General features: G+C 56.5%; 21 protein-coding genes, 5 tRNA genes and 2 pseudogenes. 24 read left to right on the top strand and 4 right to left on the bottom strand.

Translation table 11 applies throughout. The features are described from left to right. Positions 1-6: 6 nt before the first annotated feature. Positions 7-723, bottom strand: coding sequence for a response regulator transcription factor (locus GE107_RS13890; RefSeq protein ID WP_219640554.1), 717 nt, complete (start codon positions 721-723; stop codon positions 7-9). A gap of 223 nt (positions 724-946) precedes the next feature. On the opposite strand from GE107_RS13890, the gene GE107_RS13885 reads away from it, so the two are divergent. The 11 genes from GE107_RS13885 (at position 947) to GE107_RS13835 (ending at position 15521) form a co-directional block, all read left to right on the top strand. Further along, positions 947-2029: an outer membrane lipoprotein-sorting protein gene (locus GE107_RS13885; RefSeq protein WP_219640553.1), complete on the top strand. Its 1083-nt coding sequence runs from the start codon at positions 947-949 to the stop codon at positions 2027-2029. A gap of 136 nt (positions 2030-2165) precedes the next feature. After that, a complete protein-coding gene (locus GE107_RS13880; protein WP_219640552.1) occupies positions 2166-2930 on the top strand; it encodes a tyrosine-protein phosphatase in 765 nt (254 codons plus the stop codon). 40 nt (positions 2931-2970) lie between these two features. Next, the gene (locus tag GE107_RS13875) at positions 2971-3909 is read left to right on the top strand and encodes an LCP family glycopolymer transferase (RefSeq protein WP_219640551.1); all 939 of its coding nucleotides are present in this window, start codon (positions 2971-2973) and stop codon (positions 3907-3909) included. 14 nt (positions 3910-3923) lie between these two features. Next, complete coding sequence (locus GE107_RS13870; RefSeq protein WP_219640550.1) at positions 3924-4679, top strand: YveK family protein; 756 nt, start codon at positions 3924-3926, stop codon at positions 4677-4679. Then, complete coding sequence (locus GE107_RS13865; protein WP_219640549.1) at positions 4663-5373, top strand: CpsD/CapB family tyrosine-protein kinase; 711 nt, start codon at positions 4663-4665, stop codon at positions 5371-5373. Before GE107_RS13870 ends, GE107_RS13865 begins: the two co-directional genes overlap by 17 nt. A 4-nt stretch (positions 5374-5377) precedes the next feature. Next, the gene (locus GE107_RS13860) at positions 5378-6865 is read left to right on the top strand and encodes a hypothetical protein (protein WP_219640548.1); all 1488 of its coding nucleotides are present in this window, start codon (positions 5378-5380) and stop codon (positions 6863-6865) included. Next, a complete protein-coding gene (locus tag GE107_RS13855; RefSeq protein ID WP_219640547.1) occupies positions 6862-7626 on the top strand; it encodes a WecB/TagA/CpsF family glycosyltransferase in 765 nt (254 codons plus the stop codon). Before GE107_RS13860 ends, GE107_RS13855 begins: the two co-directional genes overlap by 4 nt. A 10-nt stretch (positions 7627-7636) precedes the next feature. Continuing rightward, positions 7637-8887 (top strand): polysaccharide pyruvyl transferase family protein, encoded by a 1251-nt coding sequence (locus GE107_RS13850; RefSeq protein WP_219640546.1) that lies wholly within the window; start codon positions 7637-7639, stop codon positions 8885-8887. Beyond that, entirely contained in the window at positions 8884-10449 is a 1566-nt protein-coding gene (gene murJ / locus GE107_RS13845) for a murein biosynthesis integral membrane protein MurJ (RefSeq protein WP_219640545.1), read from the top strand. The genes GE107_RS13850 and murJ overlap by 4 nt, the downstream gene beginning before the upstream one ends. Further along, the gene (locus tag GE107_RS13840; RefSeq protein WP_219640544.1) at positions 10433-12427 is read left to right on the top strand and encodes a stalk domain-containing protein; all 1995 of its coding nucleotides are present in this window, start codon (positions 10433-10435) and stop codon (positions 12425-12427) included. Before murJ ends, GE107_RS13840 begins: the two co-directional genes overlap by 17 nt. Before the next feature lie 19 nt (positions 12428-12446). Further along, a complete protein-coding gene (locus GE107_RS13835; RefSeq protein ID WP_219640543.1) occupies positions 12447-15521 on the top strand; it encodes a M4 family metallopeptidase in 3075 nt (1024 codons plus the stop codon). Positions 15522-15711: 190 nt separating this feature from the next. Here the strand turns inward: GE107_RS13835 and GE107_RS13830 are convergent, their stop codons facing one another. After that, the gene (locus GE107_RS13830; protein ID WP_219640542.1) at positions 15712-17454 is read right to left on the bottom strand and encodes a glycoside hydrolase family 88 protein; all 1743 of its coding nucleotides are present in this window, start codon (positions 17452-17454) and stop codon (positions 15712-15714) included. A 188-nt stretch (positions 17455-17642) separates the two neighbouring features. On the opposite strand from GE107_RS13830, the gene alr reads away from it, so the two are divergent. From alr to GE107_RS13800, 6 genes are all read left to right on the top strand, one after another. Then, positions 17643-18812, top strand: a complete 1170-nt coding sequence (gene alr / locus GE107_RS13825) for an alanine racemase (protein WP_219640541.1) — start codon at positions 17643-17645, stop codon at positions 18810-18812. A gap of 145 nt (positions 18813-18957) precedes the next feature. Continuing rightward, positions 18958-19239: a CopG family ribbon-helix-helix protein gene (locus tag GE107_RS13820; protein ID WP_370636415.1), complete on the top strand. Its 282-nt coding sequence runs from the start codon at positions 18958-18960 to the stop codon at positions 19237-19239. 3 nt (positions 19240-19242) lie between these two features. After that, positions 19243-19593, top strand: coding sequence for a type II toxin-antitoxin system PemK/MazF family toxin (locus tag GE107_RS13815; protein ID WP_219640540.1), 351 nt, complete (start codon positions 19243-19245; stop codon positions 19591-19593). Between the two features lie 202 nt (positions 19594-19795). Further along, the gene (locus tag GE107_RS13810) at positions 19796-21979 is read left to right on the top strand and encodes a Tex family protein (RefSeq protein WP_219640539.1); all 2184 of its coding nucleotides are present in this window, start codon (positions 19796-19798) and stop codon (positions 21977-21979) included. Positions 21980-22110: 131 nt separating this feature from the next. Beyond that, positions 22111-22587, top strand: a complete 477-nt coding sequence (locus GE107_RS13805) for an RrF2 family transcriptional regulator (protein WP_219640538.1) — start codon at positions 22111-22113, stop codon at positions 22585-22587. A 206-nt stretch (positions 22588-22793) separates the two neighbouring features. Then, the gene (locus tag GE107_RS13800; RefSeq protein ID WP_219640537.1) at positions 22794-23438 is read left to right on the top strand and encodes a nitroreductase family protein; all 645 of its coding nucleotides are present in this window, start codon (positions 22794-22796) and stop codon (positions 23436-23438) included. A gap of 150 nt (positions 23439-23588) precedes the next feature. On the opposite strand, the gene cmpA is transcribed toward GE107_RS13800, so the two are convergent. Together cmpA and GE107_RS13790 are read right to left on the bottom strand one after the other, a co-directional pair. Next, positions 23589-23738: a cortex morphogenetic protein CmpA gene (gene cmpA, locus GE107_RS13795; RefSeq protein ID WP_219640536.1), complete on the bottom strand. Its 150-nt coding sequence runs from the start codon at positions 23736-23738 to the stop codon at positions 23589-23591. 116 nt (positions 23739-23854) lie between these two features. Beyond that, entirely contained in the window at positions 23855-24211 is a 357-nt protein-coding gene (locus tag GE107_RS13790) for a hydrolase/acyltransferase (protein WP_219640535.1), read from the bottom strand. Between the two features lie 103 nt (positions 24212-24314). Here GE107_RS13790 and GE107_RS13785 point away from each other — a divergent pair. The 7 genes and pseudogenes from GE107_RS13785 to GE107_RS26595 all read left to right on the top strand — a co-directional run. After that, positions 24315-24770 (top strand): annotated as a pseudogene (locus GE107_RS13785) (SprT family protein); the annotation flags it as partial. Between the two features lie 160 nt (positions 24771-24930). Then, a tRNA-Asn gene (locus GE107_RS13780) sits at positions 24931-25006 on the top strand. 3 nt (positions 25007-25009) lie between these two features. After that, positions 25010-25098: transfer RNA gene (locus GE107_RS13775), tRNA-Ser, on the top strand. Between the two features lie 889 nt (positions 25099-25987). Beyond that, positions 25988-26062: transfer RNA gene (locus GE107_RS13770), tRNA-Glu, on the top strand. 3 nt (positions 26063-26065) lie between these two features. Then, positions 26066-26141: transfer RNA gene (locus GE107_RS13765), tRNA-Lys, on the top strand. 47 nt (positions 26142-26188) lie between these two features. After that, positions 26189-26274 (top strand) — tRNA-Leu (locus tag GE107_RS13760). A gap of 196 nt (positions 26275-26470) precedes the next feature. Next, positions 26471-26835, top strand: a pseudogene (locus tag GE107_RS26595) (glycoside hydrolase family 88 protein); the annotation flags it as partial. Positions 26836-26881 lie beyond the last annotated feature (46 nt).

The following is a 26881-nucleotide window of genomic DNA, read 5'->3' as shown; positions in this document are numbered from 1 at the left end:
CCGCTCCTATTCTTCGGACGTCGGCACTTCGCCCGTCAAATAATAGATCGCGATTTGCGTGCGGTGCTCGAGGCCCGTCTTGTTCAGGATGGAAGTAATGTAGTTGGCGGTCGTCCCTTCGGAGAGGAACAGCTTCTTCGAAATTTCCTTGTTGGACAGCCCTCTCGCGATTTGCGCCATGACCTCGAGCTCTCGCTCCGTGAACAAGCTCCGGTCGATCTTCCCGGACATGACGGAACGGACGGGCTCGGAGGCCGATCGGGCAGGCGGCTCGGCCGCTGCCGTCTCCGGCGGTTTGGATCCGCCGGCCAGGAGATTCGATTTGATTTTGTCCAGCACGACGTCCTGCAGCACGTGATGGTCGTTGTACACGCTCTTGATGGCGTCGCGGATCCTTTCGGGATCGTTGTTTTTGAGCAAATAGCCCTTCACCCCGGCTTTGACGGCTTCCAAAACGAATTCGTCGTCGTCGAAGGTGGTGAGGATGAGCGGCTTGACCTTCGTACGCTCCATCAGCAGGCGAGCCGCCTCGACGCCGTTCATGTTCGGCATCCGCACGTCCAGCAGCGCCACGTCGACCTCATTGTTCTCGCAGAACGCCACCGCTTCCGCTCCGTCACAGACCGTGCCGGACACCTCGAAATCCCCGAAGCTGGACAGGATGATTTTCATGCCCTCCCGAATGAACGAGTTGTCGTCCGCGATGAGCACTTTGATGGTCATGGGATGAGAGCCTCCTGCCGCAGAACAACCTGCGGATTTCCTGTTACAAGAATATACCAGGCGGCGAAGTTCGCGCCATCCTTAATTGCTCCGGGTCGGTCTATCCGCCCTTCGGCCCGGGTTTGCCGTGCTTGTCAGGCTCGTCATGCTAGTCTGCATAATCGGCCAAGTCCCCTCATAGACATGAACCATGGATTAACCAATGTGATGAGGGGTGGAGCGAATGCGTCGACGGATCCCATGGATCGTTGCCGTTGTCTTGGCGTTGACCGCTATCCTGTCCGGATGCGGGAGCAAAGACGCGACTTCGATCGTCAAGGACCTGGACAAAGTGATGGACAAAATGGAAAGCTACCAAGCCAGCGGCACGATGACCCTGCATACCGGGCAGCAGCCGCTGAACTACAAGGTGGAAGTGTGGTACCAGAAGCCGAAGTTTTACCGGATCGCGCTCACGAACGAGAAACGCGACATTACCCAGATCGTGCTCCGCAACGACGACGGCGTGTTCGTCCTGACGCCGAGCTTGAACAAGAGCTACCGGTTCCAGAGCGACTGGCCGGACAACCAAGGCCAGGTCTACCTGTACCAGACGCTCGTGCAGAGCATCAAGGTGGACAATTCGCGGCAATTCACGAAGGATAAGGATGCCTACGTGTTCGATGTCATGGCCGGCAATTACCAGAACGGTTCGTTCGCCCGGCAGAAGATCTGGCTCGCCAAGGACAACTACGCGCCGAAGCAAGTCCAGGTCACGGACACGAACAACAATCTGATGGTCGAGGTCAATTTCGACAGCTTCGATTTCGGAAAGAAATTCGACGGCAAAGCGTTCGATATGGCCAGCAACATGGGGCAAACGACCGGCTCCGATTCGCCTCAAGCCGGCAAGGACGAGACGGGGGAAGCTTCCGCCGCTCCGAAAGACGAAGGCGCGGCCGCTCCGGCTCCAGACGCCGGGGAATTGCCTGCCGTGATCGAGCCGGATCCCGATGCTCTGCCTCAAGGCGTCACGTACGTCGACCAGAAGGACGTGCAGCTCGGGGATACGATGGGCGTCATGATCCGCTACACCGGCACGTACGACTTCACGATTACGGAGCGGGTCGCCAAAGCGCAAGCGGCTTCGGCCAGCGAAGGCATCGTGCTGGATCTCGGGTTCACGGTCGGGCTGCTCTCCGGCGACGGGACGCAGACGTTGACCTGGAGCTACGACGGGGTCGAATACCGGCTCACGACGGCGGATTTGCCGCAGGAAGACATGGTCCGGGTGGCGCAATCCATGGTTGAGTCTACGGGTAAATAGGAACAGGGAAGAGCCGGCCGGCGAAGGCCGGCTCTTCGTCCATCAAATCGATTTGCAAGCTACAAAAGAAGCATAAACCACAAGAATGTTTGATACATATTGTATCAGACGTTCGATTGGAGTGACCGGAGAGACCATGATCGATATTCACTGCCATCTGCTTCCCGGATTGGACGACGGAGCGGCAACGCCGGAGGAATCTCTCGCCTTGGCGAAACAAGCGGCGGAGCAAGGCGTGACGGCCGTCATCGCGACGCCTCATCACCGGAACGGGCATGATTTGCAATCCGCAACGCGGGTTATTGAAACGGTGGAAGCCGCGAATGCGCGAATCCGGGAAGCCGGACTTTCCCTTCAAGTGCTGCCCGGACTCGAGATTCGCGTTACGAAACGGTTGATCGACGAATGGGACGCCGGCGAGCTGCTGACGCTGGCTTCCACCCGGTATATGCTGATCGAGCTTTCCGCCGATTCGAATCCAAGCGAGCTGCGGGAGTTGTTCCATGAACTGAAGATCCGCGGTCTGGTTCCCGTCATCGCGCATCCCGAGCGGCATCCGGATTTCATCGTTCATCCCGATCGGCTAGCGGCCATGACGGAATGCGGAGCGCTTGGTCAAGTGACCGGCCATTCGCTTCGGGGAAAATTCGGCCCCCTGGTCAAACGAACCGCGCTGCGCATGTGCCGTGACGGTTCGATACATCTGATGGCTTCGGACGCCCATCATCCGGAGCGGCGCGGCTGCGATTTGAAAGCCGCTTACCAATCCGCCGCGGAGGAAATCGGCAAGGGATTCGCGGAGTCGCTGAAGGAGAACGCGGACAGATTGCTGCATAACTTGCCGATCCGGGAAACAGCTTCCGCTCGCCGCGGAAATCGGAAATGGCGGATTTTTTCCTGAAAGGCATTCCCGGATCGACCAGTGGAGAGGGTTAACCGTCATGAAAAAATGGGTTTGGATTAGCGCCGGTTTGGCGGCTTTGCTCCTGCTGGGGATGGCCGGTCTTGGAGGATACTCCTATTTCTCCTTAAAGCATACGGCGAAGCAAGTATATGCGCCTCTTCCCGACAAACCGAAGTATAGGAGCCAGGATAAAGAAGTGCAGAGTTTGCCGGAGAAGATCGACACGGGCCGGCTAAGTCCGTTTACGGTGATGCTGCTTGGCGTGGATGAACGGCGGGGGGACAGGGGACGCTCCGATACGATTCTGATCGTGACCGTGAATCCGAAGCTGGAGAAGGTACTGATGTTCAATATTCCCCGAGATACGAGAACCGAAATCGCCAGCATAGGCAGGCAGGACAAAATCAACCATGCTTACGCTTACGACGGGATCGAAGGGTCGATGGAGACGGTGGAGCATTTCCTGGACATGCCGATCGATTATTACGTGGAAGTGAACATGGAAGGGTTCAAGACCGTGATCGACGACCTGGAGGGAGTAGAAGTCGACAATCAGTTCCCGTTCTCCTATGAGGGATTCTTCTTCCCGGAAGGAAGGCAGCATCTCAACGGGGAACAGGCGCTGAAGTATTCCCGGATGCGTTATGACGATCCCCGCGGCGATTTCGGCCGCAACGAGCGGCAGAGGCAAATCGTGGCCGATGTCCTCCGCCGGGCCAAACAGTGGGATCGCCTATGGCAGCTGCCTGACTTGCTGAAAAACGTCGAGAATCATGTCCGAACCAACCTCACGTTCGATCAAATGCAAGATTTGATCATGAAGTACCGAACCCGGATTTCCGAAATCGAAAGCACCGAAATCAAAGGCCGCGGAACGATGATCAACGGCGTGTATTACTTTCTGGTGAGCGATCAGGAGCGCGAACGAATCCATGACGAAATCAAGCGGTTATTGATCGAATCTTCATCTTCATGACAGGAGGGTAACGGGTGGAATTAAAACACTACCTGGATTTGATAAGAAACAAACTAGGGCTGCTGCTTGGAATCGTCGCGATCGCGACGGCCGGAACGGGCATTTGCACCGCGCTGTTGATTTCTCCGTCCTATGAAGCCTCGACGAAGCTGATCGTGAACCAATCCCGCGCTTACGGAGACGGAATTCAAACGATCGACTGGAACTCGGTCAATACGAACGTCATGTTGATCAATTCCTATAAGGAAATCATTAAATCGACCGCGATCATGGAGAAAGTCGCCAGCCGATTCCCGAATCTCGGGGTGACGGCCGACGAGTTGATCGACAGCGTAACCGTCAGTTCGGCAAACGATTCGCAAGTGATGACGTTGTCCGTCGTGGAAGATTCCTACGTCAAGGCCGCCCGATTGGCGAATACCATTTCCACCGTGTTCAAAGAAGAAATTCCGAAAATCATGAACGTCGATAACGTGACGATTTTGAACGAAGCGAAGGTCGACGGCGACAAAGGCCCCATATCGCCCAATCTGTTCCTGAACGTATCCATCAGCTTGGTCATCTCTTTGATTTTCGGTGTGGGCCTCATCTGGCTCTTGGATTATCTGAATGATTCCATTGCGGATGAAGCGCAAGTCGAGCAAGTGCTGAAGCTGCCGACCTTGGCCGTCATCGGCCGAATACGCGAAGGGGATCCGAAGTCCAACCTATACGTGACGCCCAAACCATCCCTGCTGGCAGGTGAAAAATCCTATGTTGAGGCGAAATAAGCGCAGGTCAAGATCGGCTGGGAGCGGGAATCGGCTGATTACGCATGCGAACCCGACTTCCCCGATCTCGAAGGCTTACCGCACGCTGCGCACCAATATCCAGTTCACCTCGATCGACAATCAGAACCGCGTCATCATGGTGACTTCTTCCCAAGCCGGGGACGGCAAAACGACGACGATCTCCAATCTGGCCGTGGCCTACGCGCAAGATGGCAAGAAAGTCCTGCTGATCGATTGCGATTTGCGCAAGCCGAGCTTGCACCATCTGTTCCATCTTTCCAACCGCGTCGGCGTGTCCAGCGTCGTGTCCGGCCAGAAAGAGTGGAACGAAGCCATCCATCCCACGTTTGTCGATCGTCTCTCCGTCCTGACTTCAGGTCCCATACCGCCGAATCCTTCGGAAATCGCCGGCTCCAATAAGATGCGAGACCTCATCAAAGAGTTGCTGAACCACTTCGATTACCTTTTTATCGATACCCCGCCTCTGCTCGTCGTGCCGGACGGCATCATCATTTCCTCGTATTGCGACGGGGTTGTCCTTGTCGTCCGCGCGGAGAAAACGAAACAACAAACCGCCTTGAAGGCGAAAAACAGCTTGGATTACGTAAAGTCGAAAATTCTCGGCGTTGTCATCAACGACAAGAAGCGCGATCCGAACAACTACTATTACGAATATTACGGCGCGGAGGAATAAGGGATTGGAACACCGGCTGCAAACGGGTTCCGGTCATCACGCGATGGTCATCTTCGTCTTCTCGGCCATGGCGCTGATGTCCTTGCTGCTCCTGTCGCAGGCTTTATCGAGTTCCCTTGTTTATCTGGGCATCGTTTCGTTCGCGGTCATGGTTCTTTGCTGTACGTTTACGTTCTCCCTCAACTACCCCTTCTTGAACGTCTTGCTCCTCATTTTCGTCGTCATGGTTCAATATTTCGTGATCGGAGTCGGAGGCAACTGGGTCCATTCCGAACATAGCGTGAATGAATTGCTGCTTCTGCTGACCAAGGAGCTTGTGTCGGGAATCGCGTTCGCGTTTCTCCTCCTCAAAAAAGGAAACGCGGTGAAGCTTTCTTTATCCGGAATCGCCATGCACGAATGGGTAATCTTGTTTTTTTTAGGGTGGGTCCTCGTGAGCTTTGTCCTGACGGATGCCCCGCTCAATGTTTCCTTAGCGTACATAAGAAACTTCGTCATGCTGTTTGTCTTGTACGGGATCGGCAGAATCGTCGACCTGAGGCCGGGGAACTTCAAGCACTATTTTTACTTCCTGACGGCCGCCATGTGCGCCTTATCGTTCTTCGGCCTGATTGAGCTGACGTTCTTCACCAACCGTTTCTGGGAAGAAGTTTTTCACGTAAGCCGGCTTTATATGGAGAAGACCGGCGAGCGGTATCACGAACTGGTTCGGAACGGCCTGCCGCTCATGTGGTATACCGTGCTGGGGCATTTCCAGCCGCGGAGATTAGTGTCCTTCTACATGGAACCGGTGAATCTGAGCTATTTCTACGTGATTCCCGCAAGCCTGCTGTTTGTGAAAACGTGGATGTCCGCTTCCAAAAAACCGCTGCTGGCGGCACTGCTCGTCTTCAATGCGGGAGCTTTCCTCCTTACGTTCGGCAAGGGCGGCATTCTCGCATTCGCGATCACATGCTGCGCCACGGTGGTCTTCCTCCGGTTTCCAGACAAGGCGTATTGGAAAACATGCGGAGTTGCCGCCTTTCTCGTTTTCCTTGCCTACAGAGGGACGAAAAGCTTCATTTCGGGTTCCGCGGATAATCATTTCGTCGCCATCGCCTCCGTGTTCTCGAATGTATTCGATTACCCGCTCGGCAATGGAATCGGCGTGGGAGGGAACTATTCGAGGGTACTCGGAGGCTCCGGGGTCGACTGGCTCGGTTCGGGTGGCGAAAGCGCGCTCGCGAGCATGACCTATCAACTGGGAATTCCCGGTTTGCTTCTGATGACTTTGTTTTTCATGGGCGTGAGCTTTTCTTTATACAAGAAGGCGGGAAGGGTATCCGATCCGCTCCAAAGGGCTTTCGCGTATATGATGAGCGCTGCCGCTTTCAGCTTGTTCATCGGCTCGATTTTTCAAGAAAACGCGTTTACTCCGCATGCCAACGTACTCTTCATGCTGTCGGCCGGTCTCGCCGTGAATTTGGTGAACAGGGAAGGAGAGAGGGCATGAGGAATGCGCTCTGCAACCTTTACGCAATCGACTTCTTAACCTCGACCCGGGACGAAACGCTGGCTCTCGTTTACGACACCGTAAGGAGATCGGAGAAAAAAGTTTTTCATACCGTCAATGTCGACCATCTGGTCATCGCGAGTCGGAATCCGCTTTTCGAACAAGCGTTGACCGAATCGGACTACAAAGTAGCCGACGGTTTCCCGATCGTGCTGACCTCCAAGTGGAAAAAGGGGGTTCCCCCGATCGCGGAACGGGTGACCGGCGCGGATTTAACGGTTGAGATTCTGAGGCGAAGCCGGGAGAAGCAAACGAGCGTGTACATTCTGGGTTGTCAGCCGGGCGTGGTGGAGACCGCTCTCAGGAAAGTACGGGAGTTATGGGGGGAAGCCCTTATCGCGGGATACCATTCTCCTTCCCCTTCCGAGTTGGAAAGCCCGGAGCGAAACCGGATCATCGTCGATAACATCAACCGCGCGCAGCCGCACATTTTGCTGGTCGCTCTGGGTGCTCCCAAGCAAGAGCTATGGATATTCAAGCATAAAAACGAATTGAACGTGAACGTGATGATGGGGGTCGGCGGAGCGATCGACTATATTGCCGGCGTTCAGAAGAGGGCTCCCTTGCTGCTGCAGAAAGCGAATCTCGAGTGGTTTTACCGGCTGATCATGGATCCCAAGCGGATGTTCCGGCGTTACGTGATCAACGACAGCAAGTTCTTGCTGATGTTTTTGAAAGAGATTTCCAGACCGGAAGGATAGGAGATGGGTGATGATTCGGATTCTCGTTTCCGGAGAGCCTCTGACGTTCAATAAAGGATGCATGGGTATGGTCATCGGCTTGCATCAAGGGTTGAAAGAGCAATTTCCCGGTCCCTATGAGATCACGGTTCTCTCCTCGAAGTTCTATGCCTCGGATAAAGCGATGTACGAGCGATACGACGGAATCAAAGTCGACAGGCTTCCTTGGATGGCGCCGAACATTCGGAAGCGGCATTATGCGAAGGAGCTGCTTTTGCTTGCCATGAGCCTGCTGGGGTTCAAGACGCCCTACGATAAGGCTTTCCAATCCTACGATGCGATCGTCGATCTCAACGGGGACAGCCTGACGGAAGATTATGGATTGTTTCAGCTTCTCAGGAGGCTGCTGCCGCTTCAGATCGGCATCCGCAACCGGATTCCGGTATTCGTATGCGCCCAGACGCTGGGTCCGTTCAAGAGCCCGCTCGGCAGGGCGCTTGCCCGGTATGTTCTGAAACGCGTGGATAAGCTGGCGGCCAGGGAAGATATTTCCTCTGCCTATTGCGAGTCGATCGGGATCGGGAACGTGATCCGGACGGGAGATATGGCCCTTCTGCAACGAAGCCGCCCGGTTGACGATGCCGGTCTCCGTGCGCATCTGGAATGGATGACCCGGCATCCGACGATCGGGCTGTCCGTCAGCTCGTTGATGAAATCGTGGGCGGCCTCCAGCATGACGAAGTCCTACATCGAGTGCATGGCCGAAATCGCCGAACATTTAACGGTCGAGCACGGCTACCACATCATCACGATCCCTCATGTGATCCGGCCCTATCAAGACGACCGGTCGGCCGCGAGGGAGATGATGTCCCTCCTTTCTCCCGAGGCTCGCGGGAAGGTGAAACTTCTGGAGGAAGATTTGCCTTCGGACCAGCTCAAGTTTCTCATCTCCCGCTGCCGCGTGTTGATCGCGAGCCGGATGCATGCCGCCATTGCCGGCATGACGCAGCAAGTGCCGACGATTTGCATCGCGACCGGAAACAAGTTTCACGGGCTCGTGGGCAAACGGCTGAAGCAGGAGGATTGCATTCTCGATTTCAAACGGATGACCTATGAACAAATCGTCAACGAGTGCGTTCGGAAAGCCGTCATGATGGAGCGGAACAAGGAGCAGATCGGCCGGCAATTGGAGCGGGAGGTGCACCGGGAAAGGCTCCGCGCGCTGGAAAACATCCGGTTCCTGCTTCAGATGACCAGGCAGAAGGAAGCTGTCTCGCCATGAGCGGCGCCCAAAGCCTCGTACGGGCAAGCGCGCTTGTTTTCGCTGGGATGACCTTGACGAAACTGATCGGCTTCGTCAGCCAAATGTTTACCGCAGGGTATTACGGACTTAGCAAAACGGTCGACGCTTTTTTCATAGCCAGCACGATTCCTTGGATGATCTTCAACGTCATCAGCACGGCCATCATCAGCACGACCGTCGTCACCAAAACCAAATTCGATCATCTGCAGCCGCGGATAGTCAATCAAACCCTTTTTACGCTCATCGCGGTCTTTTCGCTTGCCGTCTCGTCCCTGCTTCTGCTTCTCAATCCTTATTTGGTTCGGCTCCTGGCTCCGGGATTCGATCCCGACACGTACCGATTGGCCGTGCAGTTGTCCGATTGGCTGCTCCCTATGATTATTTTCATGGCCCTTGCGGGTTATCTGACGGGCCTGCTCCATTACGGGAACCGTTTTTTATTGCCCGCTCTCACCGGCATTCCTTATAATCTCTCGATCATTCTGATGATCGTGCTGCTCTACCCCAGCTTCGGCATCTATGCGCTTGTCGCCGGCACCGTACTGGGAGCCGTTACCCAGGCGTTCATTCAGCTTCCCGGTTTCAGAGGACAAATCAAGCCGGCCTCTTGGACGCTGTCTTTCAACAAAGAGGTCGCCGGCTATTTTGCCTTGACCATCCTGCCGATCGTGATCGGAAGCTCGGTGACGCAAATCAACGTGATCGTAGACCGCATCCTCGCATCCGGTCTTCAGGAAGGCGCCATTTCCGCGCTGAATTTCGCGACCCGCATCAACCATTTGCCTACGCAAATGTTGGCTGCATCCGTCGCGGGCGTACTCCTTCCTACGCTAAGCCTGATGGCCAAACATGACGGACGTCGAGAATTTGCCGCGCTCTTGCATAACGCCAAATCCGTCATGATCTTCATCCTGTCGCCGCTTGTCATCTTTACTTTCGTCTATGCCGAAGACCTCGTCCGGATTCTTTTCGAGCGAGGCCAATTTACGGCGCAAGATACGGCGGTTACGGGCAGCGTTCTGCGGTTTTTCTCCTTGGCCATGATGGGAATCGCGCTCCGGGAAATTTACAACCGCGCTTTCATTTCCATGGGTTTAACCAAAGTTTCGATGTACGCGGCATTTTTCACGGTCGGTCTCAATATCCTCTTCAGTGTCGTTCTGGTTCGACAGTTCGGCATCATCGGAATCGCCATCGGAACTTCCGTTGCCCATGTGGTTTCCTCCTTCCTCTTGGACTACTTGATCCGCCGGAAGCTCGGGCTCGGAGCCGCCGGCCGCCGGTTTGAGACCTCCAAGCTCATCGCCGCGCTGATCCTCACGGCTTCCATTCTGTATTTCTGCCGCGATGTCATACAGGTGAGCGGCTTTGCCGGTGCCGATGGGGTCAGCTTCGTGCTGAAAGCGGCCGTCATGATGGTCTTGTTTCTGGCGATCTGCATGCTGCTGAAGGTTCAAACGCTATCCCTCGTTCTGGAGCAATGGAAAAAAGCGAGGTTAAAGCTGGCGGGAAGGAGAGTTTCCGTTGAAACCGTCGATTAACCTGCTTCTCGCGATCGCCATGCTCTTGTCGCTGGTTCATCCGATGGCTTCGGTTAAAGCCCGGGATCCGACTCGGATCGTTCTGGATGGAATCCCGTTGGCCAGCGAGGTCGAACCCCAAATCCTCAAAAACCGCGTGTTCGTTCCCCTCCGTCTCGTTTCGGAGGCGATCAAGCAGGAGGTCATCTGGAACGCGCGAGCCAAGACGGTCGAAATCAAGGGGGAGCATCATATCCTCCTTCCTTTGCAGAGCACCGCGATCCTCGTGGACGGAAAGCACGCATCCATCGAAGCGGGGGCTTACCTGCATGGGCAGTCGGTCATGGTCCCCGTAAGGTTCATGGCCGAAATGTTCGGCTTGGACGTGAAATGGAGAAACAACACCGTTTATTTGAGCAGTCCTCCGCTTCCGAAGGTGAAGCTGAATGCCATTCTGAATCGGAGCAAAACCCTGCTGCTGAATGGCGATCGAAGCGCATCGATCCGGCAATCCAAACCTGATGCACCCGGGAATGACCTATACAACCTCAAATTGGAATCGAAAGAAGGGGATAGGAAGAAAGGTTTGCTGCATTTCGATCTTGCCGCCTTGGAAGGGAAACAAGTTTACAAAGCCTATTTGCGACTGGTGAACAGTACCTCCGCCGAGATCAACGCGTACAGAACGCTCTATGTGTACGAAGCCGGAAAACCCTGGACGCCGGACGCCACGTGGGATACCTTCGACGGAGCGCGCCGCTGGGAACGGCCTGGGGCAAGCGGAGACCGCGATGCGAGATTCCTTGCTTCCCAAACCGTGTTCCGCATCAACAGCTGGGAGCCGGTCTGGTTTCTGGATGTCACGGATACCGTCCGGGCCTGGCTCCGTAAAAGCACGGTTAATAACGGCTTTATGCTGGCCTCAGACATGGCGATGTCGCTGTTTAACCCGCCCCGAAGCGGTACGCAGCCGTCTCTGGTCGTCGTGATGCAGCCCGATTTATCCATCGAGGAGAAATGGGCCGCGGCGCTGGACGCGTTGGGGTCGAGATTTACGCTGGGGCCATGGTCGGACCCTCATTCGGGCATCATCAACGCACAGATGAACGCAGCCAAGCTGGGTCTCGGAAACGAATTTATCGAAGCGATAGAGAACCACTTCGATTATTACATTGCGCACGATGGGACCTTGATCCGGTTCGCGGCGAAATTGGATAGCTATTACAAAGCGGTATTCGGCAGTTCGTTGATCTATTTGTACGACAAGACGGGCAACGAAAAGTTCATGAAGGCGGCCGTGAAGCTGCGCGGGATGTTCGATTCATTGCGTCAGCGGGACGGAATTTTCACGGATGGTCCTTACGGCGCGATCCAGTCGGAGCTCTCCTATCTGGGTCTTGCCTTTCTGGCCGTATACGGCGATCGCTTTCACGACGAAGCCTCTACCCGTCTGGCAATGGATCAAATATTGAAGCTCTATGATCTTCTGATGAAGGACCAGACCGACGGCATTCCTTATACCCTGATCGACGAGTACACGAAAACAGGCAAAGGCTGGGCCAGGGGGATCGGGTATTTGTTCGGGGGCATGGGGAAGTTGGTCGATTCCAAAGGCATCCGCGGCGACGAACGGTACGGAGAGTTGGCCGCGCGATACGTTCGGCTGGCAGCGTCTTTAAAGCAATATCAAACGGAAAGAGGATTGTGGAGGAACCTGATCCACGACCCGAACTCGCCTTTGGAATCGTCCGGAACCTCGCTGATCGCGACCGGTTTTCAGTACGGAATCGCCGCCGGCTTATTGCCGCCCTCGGATCAATTCGTTGTGGATCGTGCGCTTCGCGGAGTCACGGATCTGTCGATGACGGGGGCCGATCTGGGAGAAGCCTACCCTGGCAATCAAGATCTCGTGTACACGTATGAGGATCTATCGATGACCCAGCACGCTTTCGGCTTCTGGATGGAACTGTTGACGGCAAGGGAACGGCTGGCGAACTAATGACATGGGAGGCTCTTCAATGGGGAAACGGAGAGGGAAGCGGAAATGGAAAGTTGTATTCGGAGTCCTGCTTGTCCTCAGTCTTGTGCAAGCCAGCTTGGCATTCGCATCGGGCAATCCAGGCCGATCTTCCGGTGCCGGCTCGATGGCTGACCGTACTTCATTCTCGCAAGGGATCTTGTCCGACGTGCTGGCGACCGATCAAGACGTCATTCGGTTCGCCGAAGGAAGAACGACGCCGATCGCCAGTCTCGCAGGCACCCCAACGCAGTCTTTTCAGATCAACAAAATCGTCAGCGGCACCGGAGGGAAATCGCACTATTTTCTCCAGCAAACGATCGACGGGATCCCCGTTTACGGGAAGTACATGCAACTGAATTTGAACGCCTCGCGAGTGGTCTATGCCATCCAAGATAAAACCTCCGAGGGACCGGAGACGGGAGCGGTCGATACGACACCGGATCTTACGGGGGAAGAAGCGATAGCGGCGCTCCAATCGGATCTGGAAAAAGACTTGGGAGCGAAAATCGAGCTGGAGACGAAGCTGGGCCCGGTTCAGTATCCGAAACCGACGAGCGAGCTGTTCCTCTATCCGGACGGGGATCGTTACGTGCTTGCCTATCAAGTCCGATTGAACTTCATGGTTCCCGAATTCGGCAATTGGACGGGATACGTGGATGCCCATACCGGGGAAATCGTTTATAAATTCAATACCTTGAACTTTGCCGCTCCGGCAACCGGTACGGGATATGGTTACAACGGCACGGCGAAGCCCATCCAAATCACGGAATATTCCTCTTCGAACTACAGGTTGGAAGATTACACGGATGCGGGTGTCGTCGCGACGTTCGATATCAATGAGTGCAATGAACAATATTGCTATACCGTGGGCAGCAATAGCAAGACCTTCAAGGACAGCAATCCCGCGAATACGTATCCCGAAAACTATTACCGGGCAGCGGTAGACGCGCATGACTATGCCGGGAAAGTCTATGATTTCTATAAATCCAACTATGGCAGGGAAAGCATAGACGGAAACGGCATGGAAGTGTTCAGCTTCGTCCATGTCTATTATTCGAACGGCGATCCCTACGATAACGCGTTTTGGTCCGGGCAGGCGATGTACTACGGTGACGGATCGGGCAGCGCCAATGGAGGGTTCGACTGCTTGGCCTGCGGCTTCGATGTGATTGCTCATGAATTGACGCATGGCGTAACGCAATATGACAGCGGGTTGGAGTATCATGATCAGCCGGGGGCCCTGAACGAATCGATCTCGGATATTATGGCGGCCGTGATCGATTCGGATGATTGGCTCATCGGGGAAGATACCGGATATACGCTCCGAAGCTTGGAAAACCCCGAATGGTATGATCAACCGGCACATATGGACGATTTCGTTGAGTTGCCCAACGATGCAGCCCACGATTACGGCGGCGTTCACATTAACAGCGGAATTCCGAATCATGCCGCATACTTGATCGCGACGAAGATCGATGCGGCAGGCATTGGCCTGAACGGAAGGTCCATTCTCGGAAAAGTGACTTATGCGGCCAATAAAAACTACCTGCTTCCGACTTCGAATTTCGAAGATGCCAGAAACGGCTTCCTCTTATCGGTGGACGATTTGACCGGAATCACGGAAAGCCAGCGATCCGTCATCGCGTCCAAAGTGGCGGAAGCTTGGGCAGAGGTCGGCATCGGCGGGTCGGCGGCTCCGATTGCGGACTTGGCGGTCTACTCGAAGACCTCGACCGCGGTGACGCTGAAATGGACGGCGGCATCGGGAGCGACCGGCATCAAGCTGCTCAAATCGACGAACGGCGGCACGACGTGGACCGCGATCGCCTCGATTCCGCCCTCGGCATCGACGGTAACGCTAACGGACCTCACGCCGAGCACAGCCTATCAATTCAAGCTGGAGGTCACCGGCGGAGCCAATGCGGGTTCGTCGAATGTGGTGAGCGTGACGACCAACGCGGCCAACATTCCGATCTCGACGCTGGCGGTCAGTTCGAAAACTTCGACATCGGTGACTTTCAGCTGGACGGCGGCATCGGGAGCAAGCAGCATCAAGCTGCTGAAATCGACGGACGGCGGCGCGACGTGGAGCTCTGCGATCGCTTCGATCCCGCCGGCGGCAACGACCGCGACGGCGACCGGCCTCACGCCGAACACGGCGTACAAATTCAAGCTGTACGTAACCGGCGGATCGAATGCGGGTTCGTCGAATGTGGTGAGCGTGACGACCAGCGCGGCTAACGCTCCGGTTTCGACGCTTGCGGTGAGTTCGAAGACCTCGACGGCCGTGACCTTCCATTGGACGTCGGCATCGGGCGCATCCAGCATCAAGCTGCTGAAATCGACGGACGGCGGTGCGACATGGAGCACGGCGATCGCTTCGATCCCGCCGTCGGCATCCACGGCAACCGCAACGGGACTGACGCCGAACACGGCGTACAAGTTCAAGCTGTACGTCACCGGCGGCTTGAATGCGGGAAGCTCGAATGTGGTCAGCGTGACGACAGTCGCGGCTTCCGGCAGCCAGATCTCGACGCTTGCGGTGAGTTCGAAGACCTCGACATCCGTGACGTTCGGCTGGACCGCGGCATCGGGAGCGACCGGCATCAAGCTGCTGAAATCGACGGACGGCGGCGCGACCTGGACCTCTGCGATCGCTTCGATCCCGCCTTCGGCCACGACCGCGACGGCGACGGGGCTGACGCCGAACACGGCGTACAAATTCAAGCTGTACGTGACCGGCGGAGCGAATGCGGGCAGCTCGAATGTGGTCAGCGTAACGACGGCCGCGGCTTCCGGCAGCCAGATCTCGACGCTTGCGGTAAGCTCGAAGACCTCGACATCCGTCACGTTCAGCTGGACCGCGGCATCGGGAGCGACCGGCATCAAGCTGCTGAAATCGACGGACGGCGGCGCGACGTGGAGCTCTGCGATCGCTTCGATCCCGCCGGCGTCCTCAATCGCGACGGCGACGGGCCTTACGCCGAACACCGAGTACAAATTCAAGCTGTATGTCACCGGCGGCACGAATGCGGGCAGCTCGAACATCGTAAGCGCGACGACGAATCCTTGATCCTCTAGCATAAGCGAAAAGCCCCTCTGCTTCATTTTGGAGCAGAGGGGCTTATTTTTTCTGCGGCTGTCGACACATTCTTCGAACACCTTCATTTGTGGGCCGTGTAGCAAATCTGTCGGCAGCGTTGGTTCGATGTGCTCGATTCTTTCGAGCCATTCGACGGGGGGAGCATCGTCGTTTTATCGATCTATCGTCCGGCGACTAACGTAATGAGCTCGAGCCAGTATCCCAAGGCATGGCGCGTGGCACCGAAATTCGTCGTGCGATACGTCAGATCCTGGTTGGGAGGGAACGATTGCCCCAAATCCAGTCCGGTTTTGGAGTAGTTCGTGATCGCATCCAACGCTTCATCTACGATGCGATACGATTCGGGCTTCAGAATCCCGTTCCGCACGCCGTACTCGTATCCGATCGCCAGTAGAGACGAGCCTGAAGTATCGGCAGGACTCGTCTGGAGCTGCAGGAGTCCGCGCCACATCCCGCCGGTACGGTACTTAAAGAGCGTGGAAGCAAGCTGTTTATATGAATTCTCCAAGTCGGAATAGCGGGGATGCTCCTTGACTTCCTCGTAGCTGAGCAATTTGCCCAATCCGGCGAATAAATATCCAACTCCTCGCGCCCATCCTTTTCCAATGCCCCCCTTTTCATAGACATAGGTATTCGGCAAGAAATCCGCCTCTTTCCAGGTCGTCGTTTCCAACAATTTCAGCATCTGATCGACCGCAAGATTGAGCGATTGCCGATCACGGAAAGAAATGCCGTATTCCGCAAGAAAGGGGATGGCAAACATGGCGAGCTCGGTTTGAACCGATTGATGCTTTTCCTCGATGAACAGACCGTTTTTCATTTTTTCGGGAGTGAGCAACTGGCGAAGCGTACGGACCGCGGCGGCATATTTTTCTTTTCCGGTTTTTTCATATAAATAAAGCAGGCTCGGTCCGAATCCGGCGACATAGTAATTTTTGAACTGGAATCTGGCGGTCGGGCGGAATCGGCCTTGTTCGTCGATCACCGAAGCGTAATACTTTTCCAATGCTTCGAGGTAGGCCGGATCGAGCCCCAAGCGGTCTGCTTGGACGAGGGCGTTCACGATTCCGATATTCGGATCGGCGAACGGGGCGTCCACGAAATCGAATTTCAGGCTTTGCAGGGCGGATGCGATTTTGTCGGCCGGTTTGGTGAGGACAATCAGGGTCGGACCGGTATTTTCTTTGCTCGGGGGCATCAGCGAGATGCGATCGTCCGCGCGGATGGAAACGCCGAAATTCGCTGCTCCCCCGGTCCATTCTTTGACAAGCGGCGTCACATCCATGAACCAGGAAGGCTCCCATTTCACGATTCGGAATACCGTCTGCGCAGCTTCGTATTCCGATTCGTCTTCCATTCCTCCCTCGGCGGTCCAAAGATGCTTGCCGTCGTAGGTCAACCAATTTGCACCCGTAGTCCAGGGCTTCGTCAGCGATCGGATTCGTATCGTACGGGTTGCGTTATTTTCGAGCGTCTCGCCGTTATACAGCCGTAAATACGCTGCTTCAACCGGCGCTTGATTGATTTGCGATAAATCAAACTGGAGCAATGCGCTCCTGCGGAATCGATCCCCGGCACCTCCATCTAAATGAATGGCTTCTTCGGCGGAGAGGCTCTTTTCAGGAAAACCTTCATCGATGACCGCAACCTTGGAGGGTTTAATCAGGATGAATCCTTGCTTTTGCCGAATGAGGGATTTTGCATCGAGATTCCGTGCCGGATACGGACGCAAGGAAGCAGATTCGCGGGTGGAAAGAGCTGAAGGAAAGGTGTCGGAGGAAGCGGCGTTCTGCTTGGATAAGGCGAATGCGCTAGACAAAATCAGCAAGAAGCCGAGGATGGCCGCTAGGGATACAAGCCGGGTTCGCGACGCTTTTTTGGACCTCTTTTTGATCCAGGGCATGATCCATCTTCCCCCTTGTGCCACTGTCGGATACGTATTGTATTATGCCGGAACCCTCTCGAACATGCATGCATGCGCGATGCCGGTGCCCGCAGGAAAACGTTGCCTGCCCCGATCCGATTGACAGTGCCGCACGCACCCGGTAACATTACGTTATCGCAGTAACGCATCGGGATGGTGAGCGGACCGTGGACTCCTATTATCGGCCAACCGTGGCCGAGATTTCTCTTGACGCTCTGGCGCGCAATATCGGATCGTTCCGCAAGCGGATGCCGTCCGGTACGAAGCTGCTGGCGTCGGTGAAGGCGAATGCCTACGGGCATGGCGCCGTGGAGACGGCACGGGAAGCGGCCTCCGCGGGAGCGGAGTACTTGGGCGTCGCCTTTCTGGACGAAGCCCTGCAGCTTCGGAAAGCAGGCATCCGGACGCCGATTCTTGTGCTCGGATTTACGCCCGCGAACGGGTTGCCGATTGCACGCGAGCATGACATAGCCGTGACGATTTACCGTGAAGATATTTTGGAAGCCGCTTCGGCATTGCCCGGGGATGCGAAGAAGCTGAAAACGCATATCAAAATCGATTCCGGCATGGGCCGTCTCGGCCTGCTGCCGGGGCCGGCCGCCGAGTCGTTCCTCGAGCGGGCTTTTGGCGTCCCGCAGCTGGACGTGGAAGGGTTGTTCACCCATTTCGCGCGCGCGGACGAGGCGGACAAAACCTATACGGGGATGCAGACGGAGCGGTTCGCGAGCGTCGTCGACTACGTTCGGCGGCACGGGCTGCCGATCTCCGTGATCCATTCCGGCAACAGCGCCGCGGGGATCGACCTGCCGGAGCACGTGGGCGGCATGCTGCGGCTGGGCATCAGCATGTACGGTCTGTATCCGAGCGACGAAGTCGTTCGCGGAGCGGTGGAGCTGGAGCCGGTCATGTCGCTGAAGACGGAGCTCGTCCACGTGAAGAGGCTGTCCGCCGGCGAAGGCATCAGCTACGGGACCCGCTACTTCACGCGGCGGGAAGAATTCATCGGCACCCTGCCCGTCGGTTACGCGGACGGCTTCAGCCGGATGCTGAGCGGCAAAGCCGAGGCGCTCATCCGCGGCCGCCGCGTGCCCGTCGTCGGCACGATCTGCATGGACCAATGCATGGTCCGTCTCGACGGCGAAGCGGAAGAGGCGGCGCCCGGCGAGGAAGTCGTCCTGATGGGCCGCCAAGGCCGCGAAACCATCACGGCCGAGGAGATCGCGGCGAAGCTCGGGACGATCAACTACGAGTGGACGTGCATGGTGGCGAGCCGGGTTCCGAGGGTTTACGTACGGAACGGCGAAGTCGTGTCGGTCGTCAATCCGCTGCTGGGATAGATTGTGTTTCCGTTTTTTTCGAAGATCGGCAGGAAAACGTTCCTCTATCGCGAATGGATACGAAATAAGCCGTATAGAATGATTCTGTGACATGCATACTGGAAATTAGGTTCGGGGCTGGAAATTCTTTGGGGGTGCTCGTTCGGTGGCCAATTACCAACATACGAAACGCATTATGATCAGTTTGCCGGATCATCTTCTCCGGGAGGTGGACTTCGTCGTGGCGAAGGAAAATACGAACCGGAGCGAAATCATCCGCCAAGCGATGAAGCATTACTTGGTGGAACGCAAGAAGAGGATGATCCGCGACGCCATGCAGCGCGGGTATTTGGAAATGGCGAAAATCAACCTGAACATGGCATCGGAAGCGTTCCACGCCGAAGAGGATGCCGAAAGCACGCTCGAACGCCTCGTAAGCGGGGTGTAGCCTTTGATCGTCAAACGCGGGGACGTGTTTTATGCCGATTTGTCGCCGGTCGTAGGCTCGGAACAGGGGGGAGTGCGCCCTGTGCTCGTCATCCAGAACGACATCGGCAATCGCTTCAGCCCCACCGTGATCGTAGCGGCCATTACGGCGCAAATCCAGAAGGCGAAGCTTCCGACGCACGTCGAGATCGAAGCGAAGACGCACGGCATGGAGAAGGACTCCGTCATCCTGCTGGAGCAGATCCGCACGATCGACAAGCAGCGGCTGACGGACAAGATCACGCATCTGGAAGAAGAGACGATGCGCAAGGTGGACGAGGCGCTGCAGATCAGCGTCGGTTTGATCGATTTTTAAAGGGAAACGCCCGCGAGGGCGTTTTTTTTGTCGTATACGATCGTTAGTTACAACCGATTCGGGAGCGCTTAGTGACGCTCCGTTAATTGGACCCTCCGGAAGCGTCTACGCGTTCGGGGCTTCCAGCGTGATCCGTCTCGGGCGGAAGATTGTCCCGTTGTCTGCTATAATGGAAGTCGATTGCCAAGGAGGTTGGAAGGAAATGACGGATACGACGGAGACGGCCGCGCGGGAGGCCGCCGAGCGCATGAACCGGCAAATCGCCGCCGAGCTGGGGCTGTCCCCGGCCCAGGTGCGCACGGTCGCTTCCCTGCTCGACGAAGGGAATACGATCCCTTTTATCGCCCGGTACCGCAAGGAAATGACCGGCGAGCTGGACGAGAACCAATTGCGCTCCATTGAAGAGCGCCGGAACTATTTGAAAGGGCTGGAGGACCGCAAGAACGAGGTGATCCGGCTGATCGGCGAGCAGGACAAGCTGACGCCGGAGCTGGAAGACGCGATCCGGAAGGCCGTCAAGCTGCAGGAGGTCGAGGATCTCTACCGTCCTTACCGGCAGAAGCGCAAAACGCGGGCCAGCGTCGCCAAGGAGCGCGGCTTGGAGCCGCTCGCGGAGTGGCTGCTGTCCCAGCCGCGGCAAGGCGCCCTGTTGGCCGAGGCGGCGAAGTACGTTCGGGAAGACAAGGGCGTTACGACGCCGGAAGAAGCGATTCAGGGCGCCATGGATATTATGGCCGAGATGTGGGCCGACGATGCGGACATCCGCCGCTGGGTGCGCAAGTTCACCTGGGACCATGGCGTGCTGTACAGCAAGGCGAAGGACCCCGAAGCGGAATCGGTTTACGAAATGTATTACCAATACAACGAGCCCGTCAAACGGCTGCCGCCTCATCGGGTGCTTGCCATCAACCGGGGGGAACGCGAAGACGTGCTCAGCGTGGCGGTCGAGGTTCCCGTGGACCGCGTGGTCGAGGAGCTGCGGCGCCGCGTCATTCGAGGTCCGTCCGTCGCACGCGATACGCTTGCAGCGGCCGTTGAGGATTCATATAAGCGGCTCATCGCTCCATCGATCGAGCGGGAACTGCGGGGAGAGCTGACGGAGAAGGCAGAGGAGCACGCGATCGGCATTTTCTCGGAGAACCTGCGCAATCTATTGCTGCAGCCGCCGGTTAAGGGCCGGGTCGTCCTCGGCGTCGATCCTGCGTACCGTACGGGCTGCAAGCTGGCCGTCGTCGACGAGACCGGCAAGCTGCTGGAAGTGGCCGTCACCTATCCGACGCCTCCGCACAACAAGAAGGCCGAAGCCGAGGCGGTTTTCAAACGGATCATCGGCGGGTACGGCGTCCAGCTGATCGTCATCGGCAACGGGACCGCTTCGCGGGAGACGGAGCAATTCGTTGCCCAGGTGATCAAGTCGATGCCCGAGCGGAACCTGCAATATCTGATCGTCAGCGAGGCGGGGGCGAGCGTCTATTCCGCTTCCAAGCTCGCGCAGGAAGAATTCCCTGAACTGGACGTGGCGGAACGAAGCGCGGTGTCGATCGCCAGAAGGCTGCAGGATCCGCTCGCAGAGCTGGTGAAGATCGAGCCTAAAGCGATCGGCGTCGGCCAGTATCAGCATGACGTGACGCAGAAACGGCTGGACGAAAGCCTCTCCGGCGTCGTGGAGTCGGCGGTTAACCACGTTGGCGTGGACGTGAACACAGCTTCCCCTTCCTTGCTGTCCTACGTTTCCGGAATCAACGCCACGCTCGCCCGGAATATCGTCAAATCCCGGGAGGAAATCGGCAAGTTCACGGATCGCAAGCAGCTGCAGAAGGTGCCCCGCCTCGGCGCCAAAACGTTCGAGCAATGCGTCGGCTTCCTGCGGATCTCGGACGGGGACAATCCTCTGGACCGGACTCCCATTCATCCGGAGTCCTATGACGTGGTCAAAAGGCTGCTTCGGGAGCTTGATTTGGATGTTGCGGCCATCGGCACGGAGCCGCTCAAGGAGAAGCTGCGCGGCCTGAAGGCGGAAGAGGTGGCCGAGAAGCTGCAGGTGGGCGTTCCGACGCTTCGCGACATCGTCGACAGCCTGATGAGGCCGGGACGCGATCCCCGCGACGAGCTGCCGCCTCCTATTTTCCACACGGACGTGCTCGATATCGAAGACCTCAAGCCGGGCATGGAGCTGCAAGGAACCGTGCGGAACGTCGTCGACTTCGGCGCGTTCGTCGATATCGGCATCAAGAACGACGGACTCGTCCACATTTCCCAGCTGAGCGACAAGTTCGTCAAGCATCCGACCGAAGCGGTCGCCGTAGGAGACACGGTTACCGTGTGGGTGCTCGGCGTGGACGTGAAGAAAGGCCGGGTCAGCCTGACCATGAAGAAGCCCCGGTAAGCGCAATCTCCTTAACCCGGAATCGCCTTTCAACCGCCGCTTCCGCTTGGCGCTTCCGGGTTTTCATGGTACAATGCAGGAAAATCGCGACCCGCGCGACGGGACCGTGAGATGGCAAAGGGAGAAGCGACATGAATCCGGAAAAATGCACCGGGAACCATCATCCCAAATGGTTCGGCTTGGCGCTGCAGGCACTGGTCATTTTATCGAAGGAACAAATTCATACCTGCCCCAGCGCCGAATTGGCGAACTATCTGCAGTCCGAAGCGACGCTGCTGAGGAGAATATTGGCCGTGCTCGCGCGCGAGGGCATTCTGGAGACCCGGGAAGGCCGGGACGGCGGCTACCGCATGAAGCGCGATCCGAAGACGGTGACGCTGGCGGAAGTCTATTCGGCGCTGCAGGTGGGCGATCCGCTGTGTTACGGGATCAAGGAGACGACGGGCTCCCATCCGTTCGGGCAGGAGATGAAGGCGGCGTTTCAGGAACTGACCCAGGAAATGAACCAAAGCCTTAAGGAAGTGCTCAGCCGGTACACGATAGCGGAGTTGGCGGAGCGCACCGCGATCGGAACGGCGGAAGGCAAGGCGATTGACATCTCCCGTTAATGGTCGTATACTGTGATTAAATTCATTACAGTATCGGCCGTTTTTTTATCCCTTTAACTGTGTTTACTTTTGCGCAGTAAGGTTTTGCCGCGTTTAACTGTGCACAATCGTACGCAGTCTGGCGCTGCTTCACTTTAACTGTGTAAGAAGATACTCAGTATAAGGGGGTCGGCAATGCCGAGGCCGTACCCAAGGAGGAAAATTTGATGTCGACGACCGCAACGCAAGAGCAAGCCTTCCTCGAAGTGATCCAAAGCCGCCGCTCCGTCCGCCAGTACGATCCGCATACGGTCATTTCGAGAGAAGAACTCAAAGAAATGTTGACGCTGGCTGCCAAAGCCCCCTCTTCCGCCAATATGCAGCTGTGGCGGTTTCTCGTCATCGATTCCCCGGAACTGAAAGAGAAGCTCCTCCCCATCGCCAACTCGCAGCAGCAAGTTGTGGAAGCATCCGCGATCATTGCGATATTAGGCGACGTCGAAGGGTACCGGAAAGCCGACCGCGTCTTCGGCCAAGCGATCGAAGCCGGTTATATGCCTGAAGACGTGGCTAATTCGTTCAAGGAGCGCTACGTCTCCCTCTATTCTTCGCTGCCTTCCGATCGTATCCGCGAGGTCGCCGTGATTGACGCCAGTCTTGCCGCCATGCAGCTGATGCTCGTCGCCCGCGCGAAGGGCTACGACACAGTCCCCATGGGCGGCTTCGACCGCGAGAAATTCAAAGAGGCGTTCAACCTCGGCGAACGGTACGTGCCGGTCATGCTGTTGCCGATCGGCAAAGCGGCGAAACCCGGCCATCCAACCGCGCGATTGCCGATTGAAGACGTGACTTTCTGGAACGAAGTGAAATAATACGGAACAAATCCCCCAAAAGTGACGCGAAGCTTTATAGCACGTTCCGATTACTTTTGGGGGAGCCCCCATTCGGAAATAAAGGCCTTCGCGGGTCCTCGGCTGTTCGAGGCGACGCGAAGGCCTTATCGTTATGGTGGCGGCTTCCGTTCACGGAATTAGGCTGGCGCCGCCCGCGGAGTCCTTCGGCTTCTCCGGTTTGGCGCGGTAATAAAACCAGCAATCGTTAAGCAGACGGATTTGCCGGCGGTCTTTCTTCTGGAACGCTCTCATCAGCTGGTTGCTGAGCCACTGCGGCATCGAAATCGTCCTCCTCCCGTCGTTTCCTGTAGTATTATCATATGGGAAGGAACGTATCATCGTGCAGGTCCGACACGCGGAGTGGACGCCAGCCGCTTTCTATGCCAATCGAGTCGTTAAACCAGGCCCTCTTCCTCGTACCACTGCTCCAACTGTGCCTGAAGTGCCCGGATTTCGGTCAGCAGCGAAATGAGCGGATACGCTTGCTCGCGGACGCCGGCGAAGGCGCGCTCCAATTCGTTGACGTAATCGAGGCCGCCTGCCGGAACGACGGATTCGTCGAGCAGCTCCAGGCCGCGGCATTCCGCCACCGCTTTCGGCAGCTTCGGGACATTGTCCGCGGTTAGCTTCGACAGCTCTTTGTGCAAGCGCAAGTTCAGCGCGCTCAGCTGATACGCGTGAGAGGCGGGCATCTCCACGAACTGCAGGCTTCCGTCTTCTTGCTGGAACAACAGGTAGCTCATCTCGGACATGGCGGCGTTTTCTCCTCGGGCTTCTTCTTTTTACTACTTGACAGTGTAGCCCAACCGCAGCCTACAATTCAAGTAGTGCCGAAGGGCGGGAGGAGACGGGAAAATGAACGACCAACAGCTGCAGCAATGGGTGGAGAAGGTATCCCTGGACGCCTTCGGACTGCCGTTCCGCCATCGCGCCGTCTTCAATCCGCGGCTAAGGACGACGGGCGGACGGTATTTCATGAAAAGCCACAACATCGAGATCAGTCCGCACCAATTGGCCGTATACGGACGGGAAGAAACCGAGGCGATCATCAAGCACGAATTATGCCATTACCATCTGCACCTGCAGGGCAAGGGATATCGGCATCGCGACGCGGACTTCAAGGCGCTGCTCGTCCAAGTCGGCGCTACCCGGCATTGCCGAGCGCTGCCCGGAGCCGCCCGTACGCTGCCCGTGCGGTTCCTGCTGGTCTGCCGGGATTGCGGACAGGCTTATCCGCGCAAACGCAAGACGGACCCGCGGAAGTACGCCTGCGGAAGATGCCGCGGACGGCTCAAACTGCTTGCAGCCGATGCCGGAAGCGCGGCACGGGAAGGCTCGGCACCGGGAGCCGCCGGGAGCGCCCGCCGTTTGGCGGCAATTCCGTTCGAAAAATTGGCAGCAAAAAACGTGACGCCAGCGCTTGACTTCACTATGGGATCATGATAAATTAATCAATGTCACTTTTGATTGTTCCCTGATAGCTCAGTTGGTAGAGCACACGACTGTTAATCGTGTTGTCACTGGTTCGAGTCCAGTTCGGGGAGCCATATGGAGAGGTACCCAAGAGGCCGAAGGGGGCGCTTTGCTAAAGCGTTAGGGTGTAACAGCCGCGAGGGTTCGAATCCCTCTCTCTCCGCCAGTTTCCTTAACAAGTGACCATGATAGAGAGCCTGTCCGGTATATGCGCCGGCAGGCTCTTCTTAGTGATTCGGAAACTATAAAATCCGCCATCCTTTTCGGAATCACCGCCGATTATAAAACGTCTATCTCTATGCATCCGGTTTTCGGGGAGCGAGAGGGGGGCGTTTATGGGACTGGCGCTCCCCGTTGATGCTCTGTTGATCTTGCAGAGCGGACTTTATGACTTACAGGTTAAGCCGCACGCATGAGCGTTACAGGTGAATCTGATGTCGACAGGTCTCCGATCGTGGTGCCTCAGAGGGGGCGGGTGCCGTGAAGTCAAGTAGATGAAAGGGAAAACTTCCCTCTATTTATGCGTATTGGCCACAAGCGCGTGATTAGAAGGAAAACCTCCCACTAATTCCGGCTATATCCCCTCAATTGAAGTTTTTCACCGATATTAGTGGGAGGTTTTCCCACTAAACATCCCAAATCCGAGAAATTACCGAAATTAACGGGAGGGTTTCCCACTCAAGTTGAGCGGCGGGATGGATCCGGCATACGGTTTCGAGAAACTGCCATATTCGGACGGTATCCCAACCAAGGAATGCTGTCGCAAAGACCTTTCTAGGAATTGCTTGGCGGAACGTATGCCGGTACGTTCAAATCCGCATCCCGATCCGTGACGATTCCGCCGGCCTTCACCTGGACAACCCGGCGGGCGATCGATTCCGGTTGTTATCGTTCCCGATAAAGGGCTTCGTTTACTTGTGCTTTGGTTTGCGCTTACAGATTTTGCATGAAAAAAAGTGAGAGAAAAAGCTTGCCTTGGGCCTGGGATTCAGATATAATCATCCTTGTCGTCTGAAACAGGGTCCCGAACGAACCGGAGTCGGAAACCCGCAAATGGCCCGTTGGTCAAGGGGTTAAGACACCTCCCTTTCACGGAGGTAACAGGGGTTCGAATCCCCTACGGGTCACCATGCGAGCCATTAGCTCAGTTGGTAGAGCACCTGACTTTTAATCAGGGTGTCGAAGGTTCGAGTCCTTCATGGCTCACCAGTTTTTTGATCCGGGAGCTTCGCCTGGGTCGGACGGCAATCGAATATGCGGTCGTGGCGGAATGGCAGACGCACCAGCTTGAGGGGCTGGCGGTAGCAATACCGTGGAGGTTCGAGTCCTCTCGACCGCACCATACTTATGAAGATGAATCCCTTGCGAAGCAAGGGATTTTTTTGCGTATACGCCAATAAATCGATATTACGGAAGCGGGTGTTCCACCCGGACTGGCCTGAAACGGGTTTTGGCGGATAAATGGGAGAGCGAGCGGCGGAGGAATGGAACCAGTCCTCGCTTCGGCTTCTTTTGGCGTCCCGTGGACGTCATCGTTGGCTCACGTGACAGGCGAGACGTCTTATCTGGAGCGGATGGCGGATTGGTACGAGGAATATCTCGAAGCGGGTCTCCCGGGGTGGACGGTGAACACCCGCGCGATGGGGCACATGCTGCTCACCCTCTACGAACAGACGAACGACCGGAAATACCTCGACATCATTTTGAGCAAAATGGACTATCTCTCGAACAACGCATTGCGTTTCGGGGATCGGGTGCTTCAGCAAACGGTGTCGGCAAGAAACGATCCCGGAGCAGTGCTGGGCGGACACGCTGTTCATGGCGGGTTAATTTCATGCTGCGCGTCGGCGTGAAACTCGGGAAGAAGCCGCTCATCGGCGATGCGCTGCACCAATTCTTGTGGACAAATCGTAACAGGAGACGCTTGCATCCGATGAGAGGCAAGCGTC

The sequence above is a fragment of the Cohnella sp. CFH 77786 genome (genome assembly GCF_019400745.1).
Classification (GTDB): Bacteria; Bacillota; Bacilli; order Paenibacillales; family Paenibacillaceae; genus Cohnella.
Note: the sequence above shows the minus strand (reverse complement) of the source record. Positions and strands in the feature narration are given on the sequence as shown.

What these genes read in the sequence shown, in the direction of transcription:
- GE107_RS13865 (WP_219640549.1), top strand. Translation starts at nt 4,663, where the DNA reads ATGTTGAGGCGAAATAAGCGCAGGTCAAGATCGGCTGGGAGCGGGAAT.
- GE107_RS13885 (WP_219640553.1), top strand. Translation starts at nt 947, where the DNA reads ATGCGTCGACGGATCCCATGGATCGTTGCCGTTGTCTTGGCGTTGACC.
- GE107_RS13850 (WP_219640546.1), top strand. Translation starts at nt 7,637, where the DNA reads ATGATTCGGATTCTCGTTTCCGGAGAGCCTCTGACGTTCAATAAAGGA.
- GE107_RS13790 (WP_219640535.1), bottom strand. Translation starts at nt 24,211, where the DNA reads ATGTCCGAGATGAGCTACCTGTTGTTCCAGCAAGAAGACGGAAGCCTG.
- GE107_RS13810 (WP_219640539.1), top strand. Translation starts at nt 19,796, where the DNA reads ATGACGGATACGACGGAGACGGCCGCGCGGGAGGCCGCCGAGCGCATG.
- GE107_RS13805 (WP_219640538.1), top strand. Translation starts at nt 22,111, where the DNA reads ATGAATCCGGAAAAATGCACCGGGAACCATCATCCCAAATGGTTCGGC.
- cmpA (WP_219640536.1), bottom strand. Translation starts at nt 23,738, where the DNA reads ATGCCGCAGTGGCTCAGCAACCAGCTGATGAGAGCGTTCCAGAAGAAA.
- GE107_RS13835 (WP_219640543.1), top strand. Translation starts at nt 12,447, where the DNA reads ATGGGGAAACGGAGAGGGAAGCGGAAATGGAAAGTTGTATTCGGAGTC.
- murJ (WP_219640545.1), top strand. Translation starts at nt 8,884, where the DNA reads ATGAGCGGCGCCCAAAGCCTCGTACGGGCAAGCGCGCTTGTTTTCGCT.
- GE107_RS13830 (WP_219640542.1), bottom strand. Translation starts at nt 17,454, where the DNA reads ATGCCCTGGATCAAAAAGAGGTCCAAAAAAGCGTCGCGAACCCGGCTT.
- GE107_RS13890 (WP_219640554.1), bottom strand. Translation starts at nt 723, where the DNA reads ATGACCATCAAAGTGCTCATCGCGGACGACAACTCGTTCATTCGGGAG.
- GE107_RS13855 (WP_219640547.1), top strand. Translation starts at nt 6,862, where the DNA reads ATGAGGAATGCGCTCTGCAACCTTTACGCAATCGACTTCTTAACCTCG.
- GE107_RS13875 (WP_219640551.1), top strand. Translation starts at nt 2,971, where the DNA reads ATGAAAAAATGGGTTTGGATTAGCGCCGGTTTGGCGGCTTTGCTCCTG.
- GE107_RS13880 (WP_219640552.1), top strand. Translation starts at nt 2,166, where the DNA reads ATGATCGATATTCACTGCCATCTGCTTCCCGGATTGGACGACGGAGCG.
- GE107_RS13800 (WP_219640537.1), top strand. Translation starts at nt 22,794, where the DNA reads ATGTCGACGACCGCAACGCAAGAGCAAGCCTTCCTCGAAGTGATCCAA.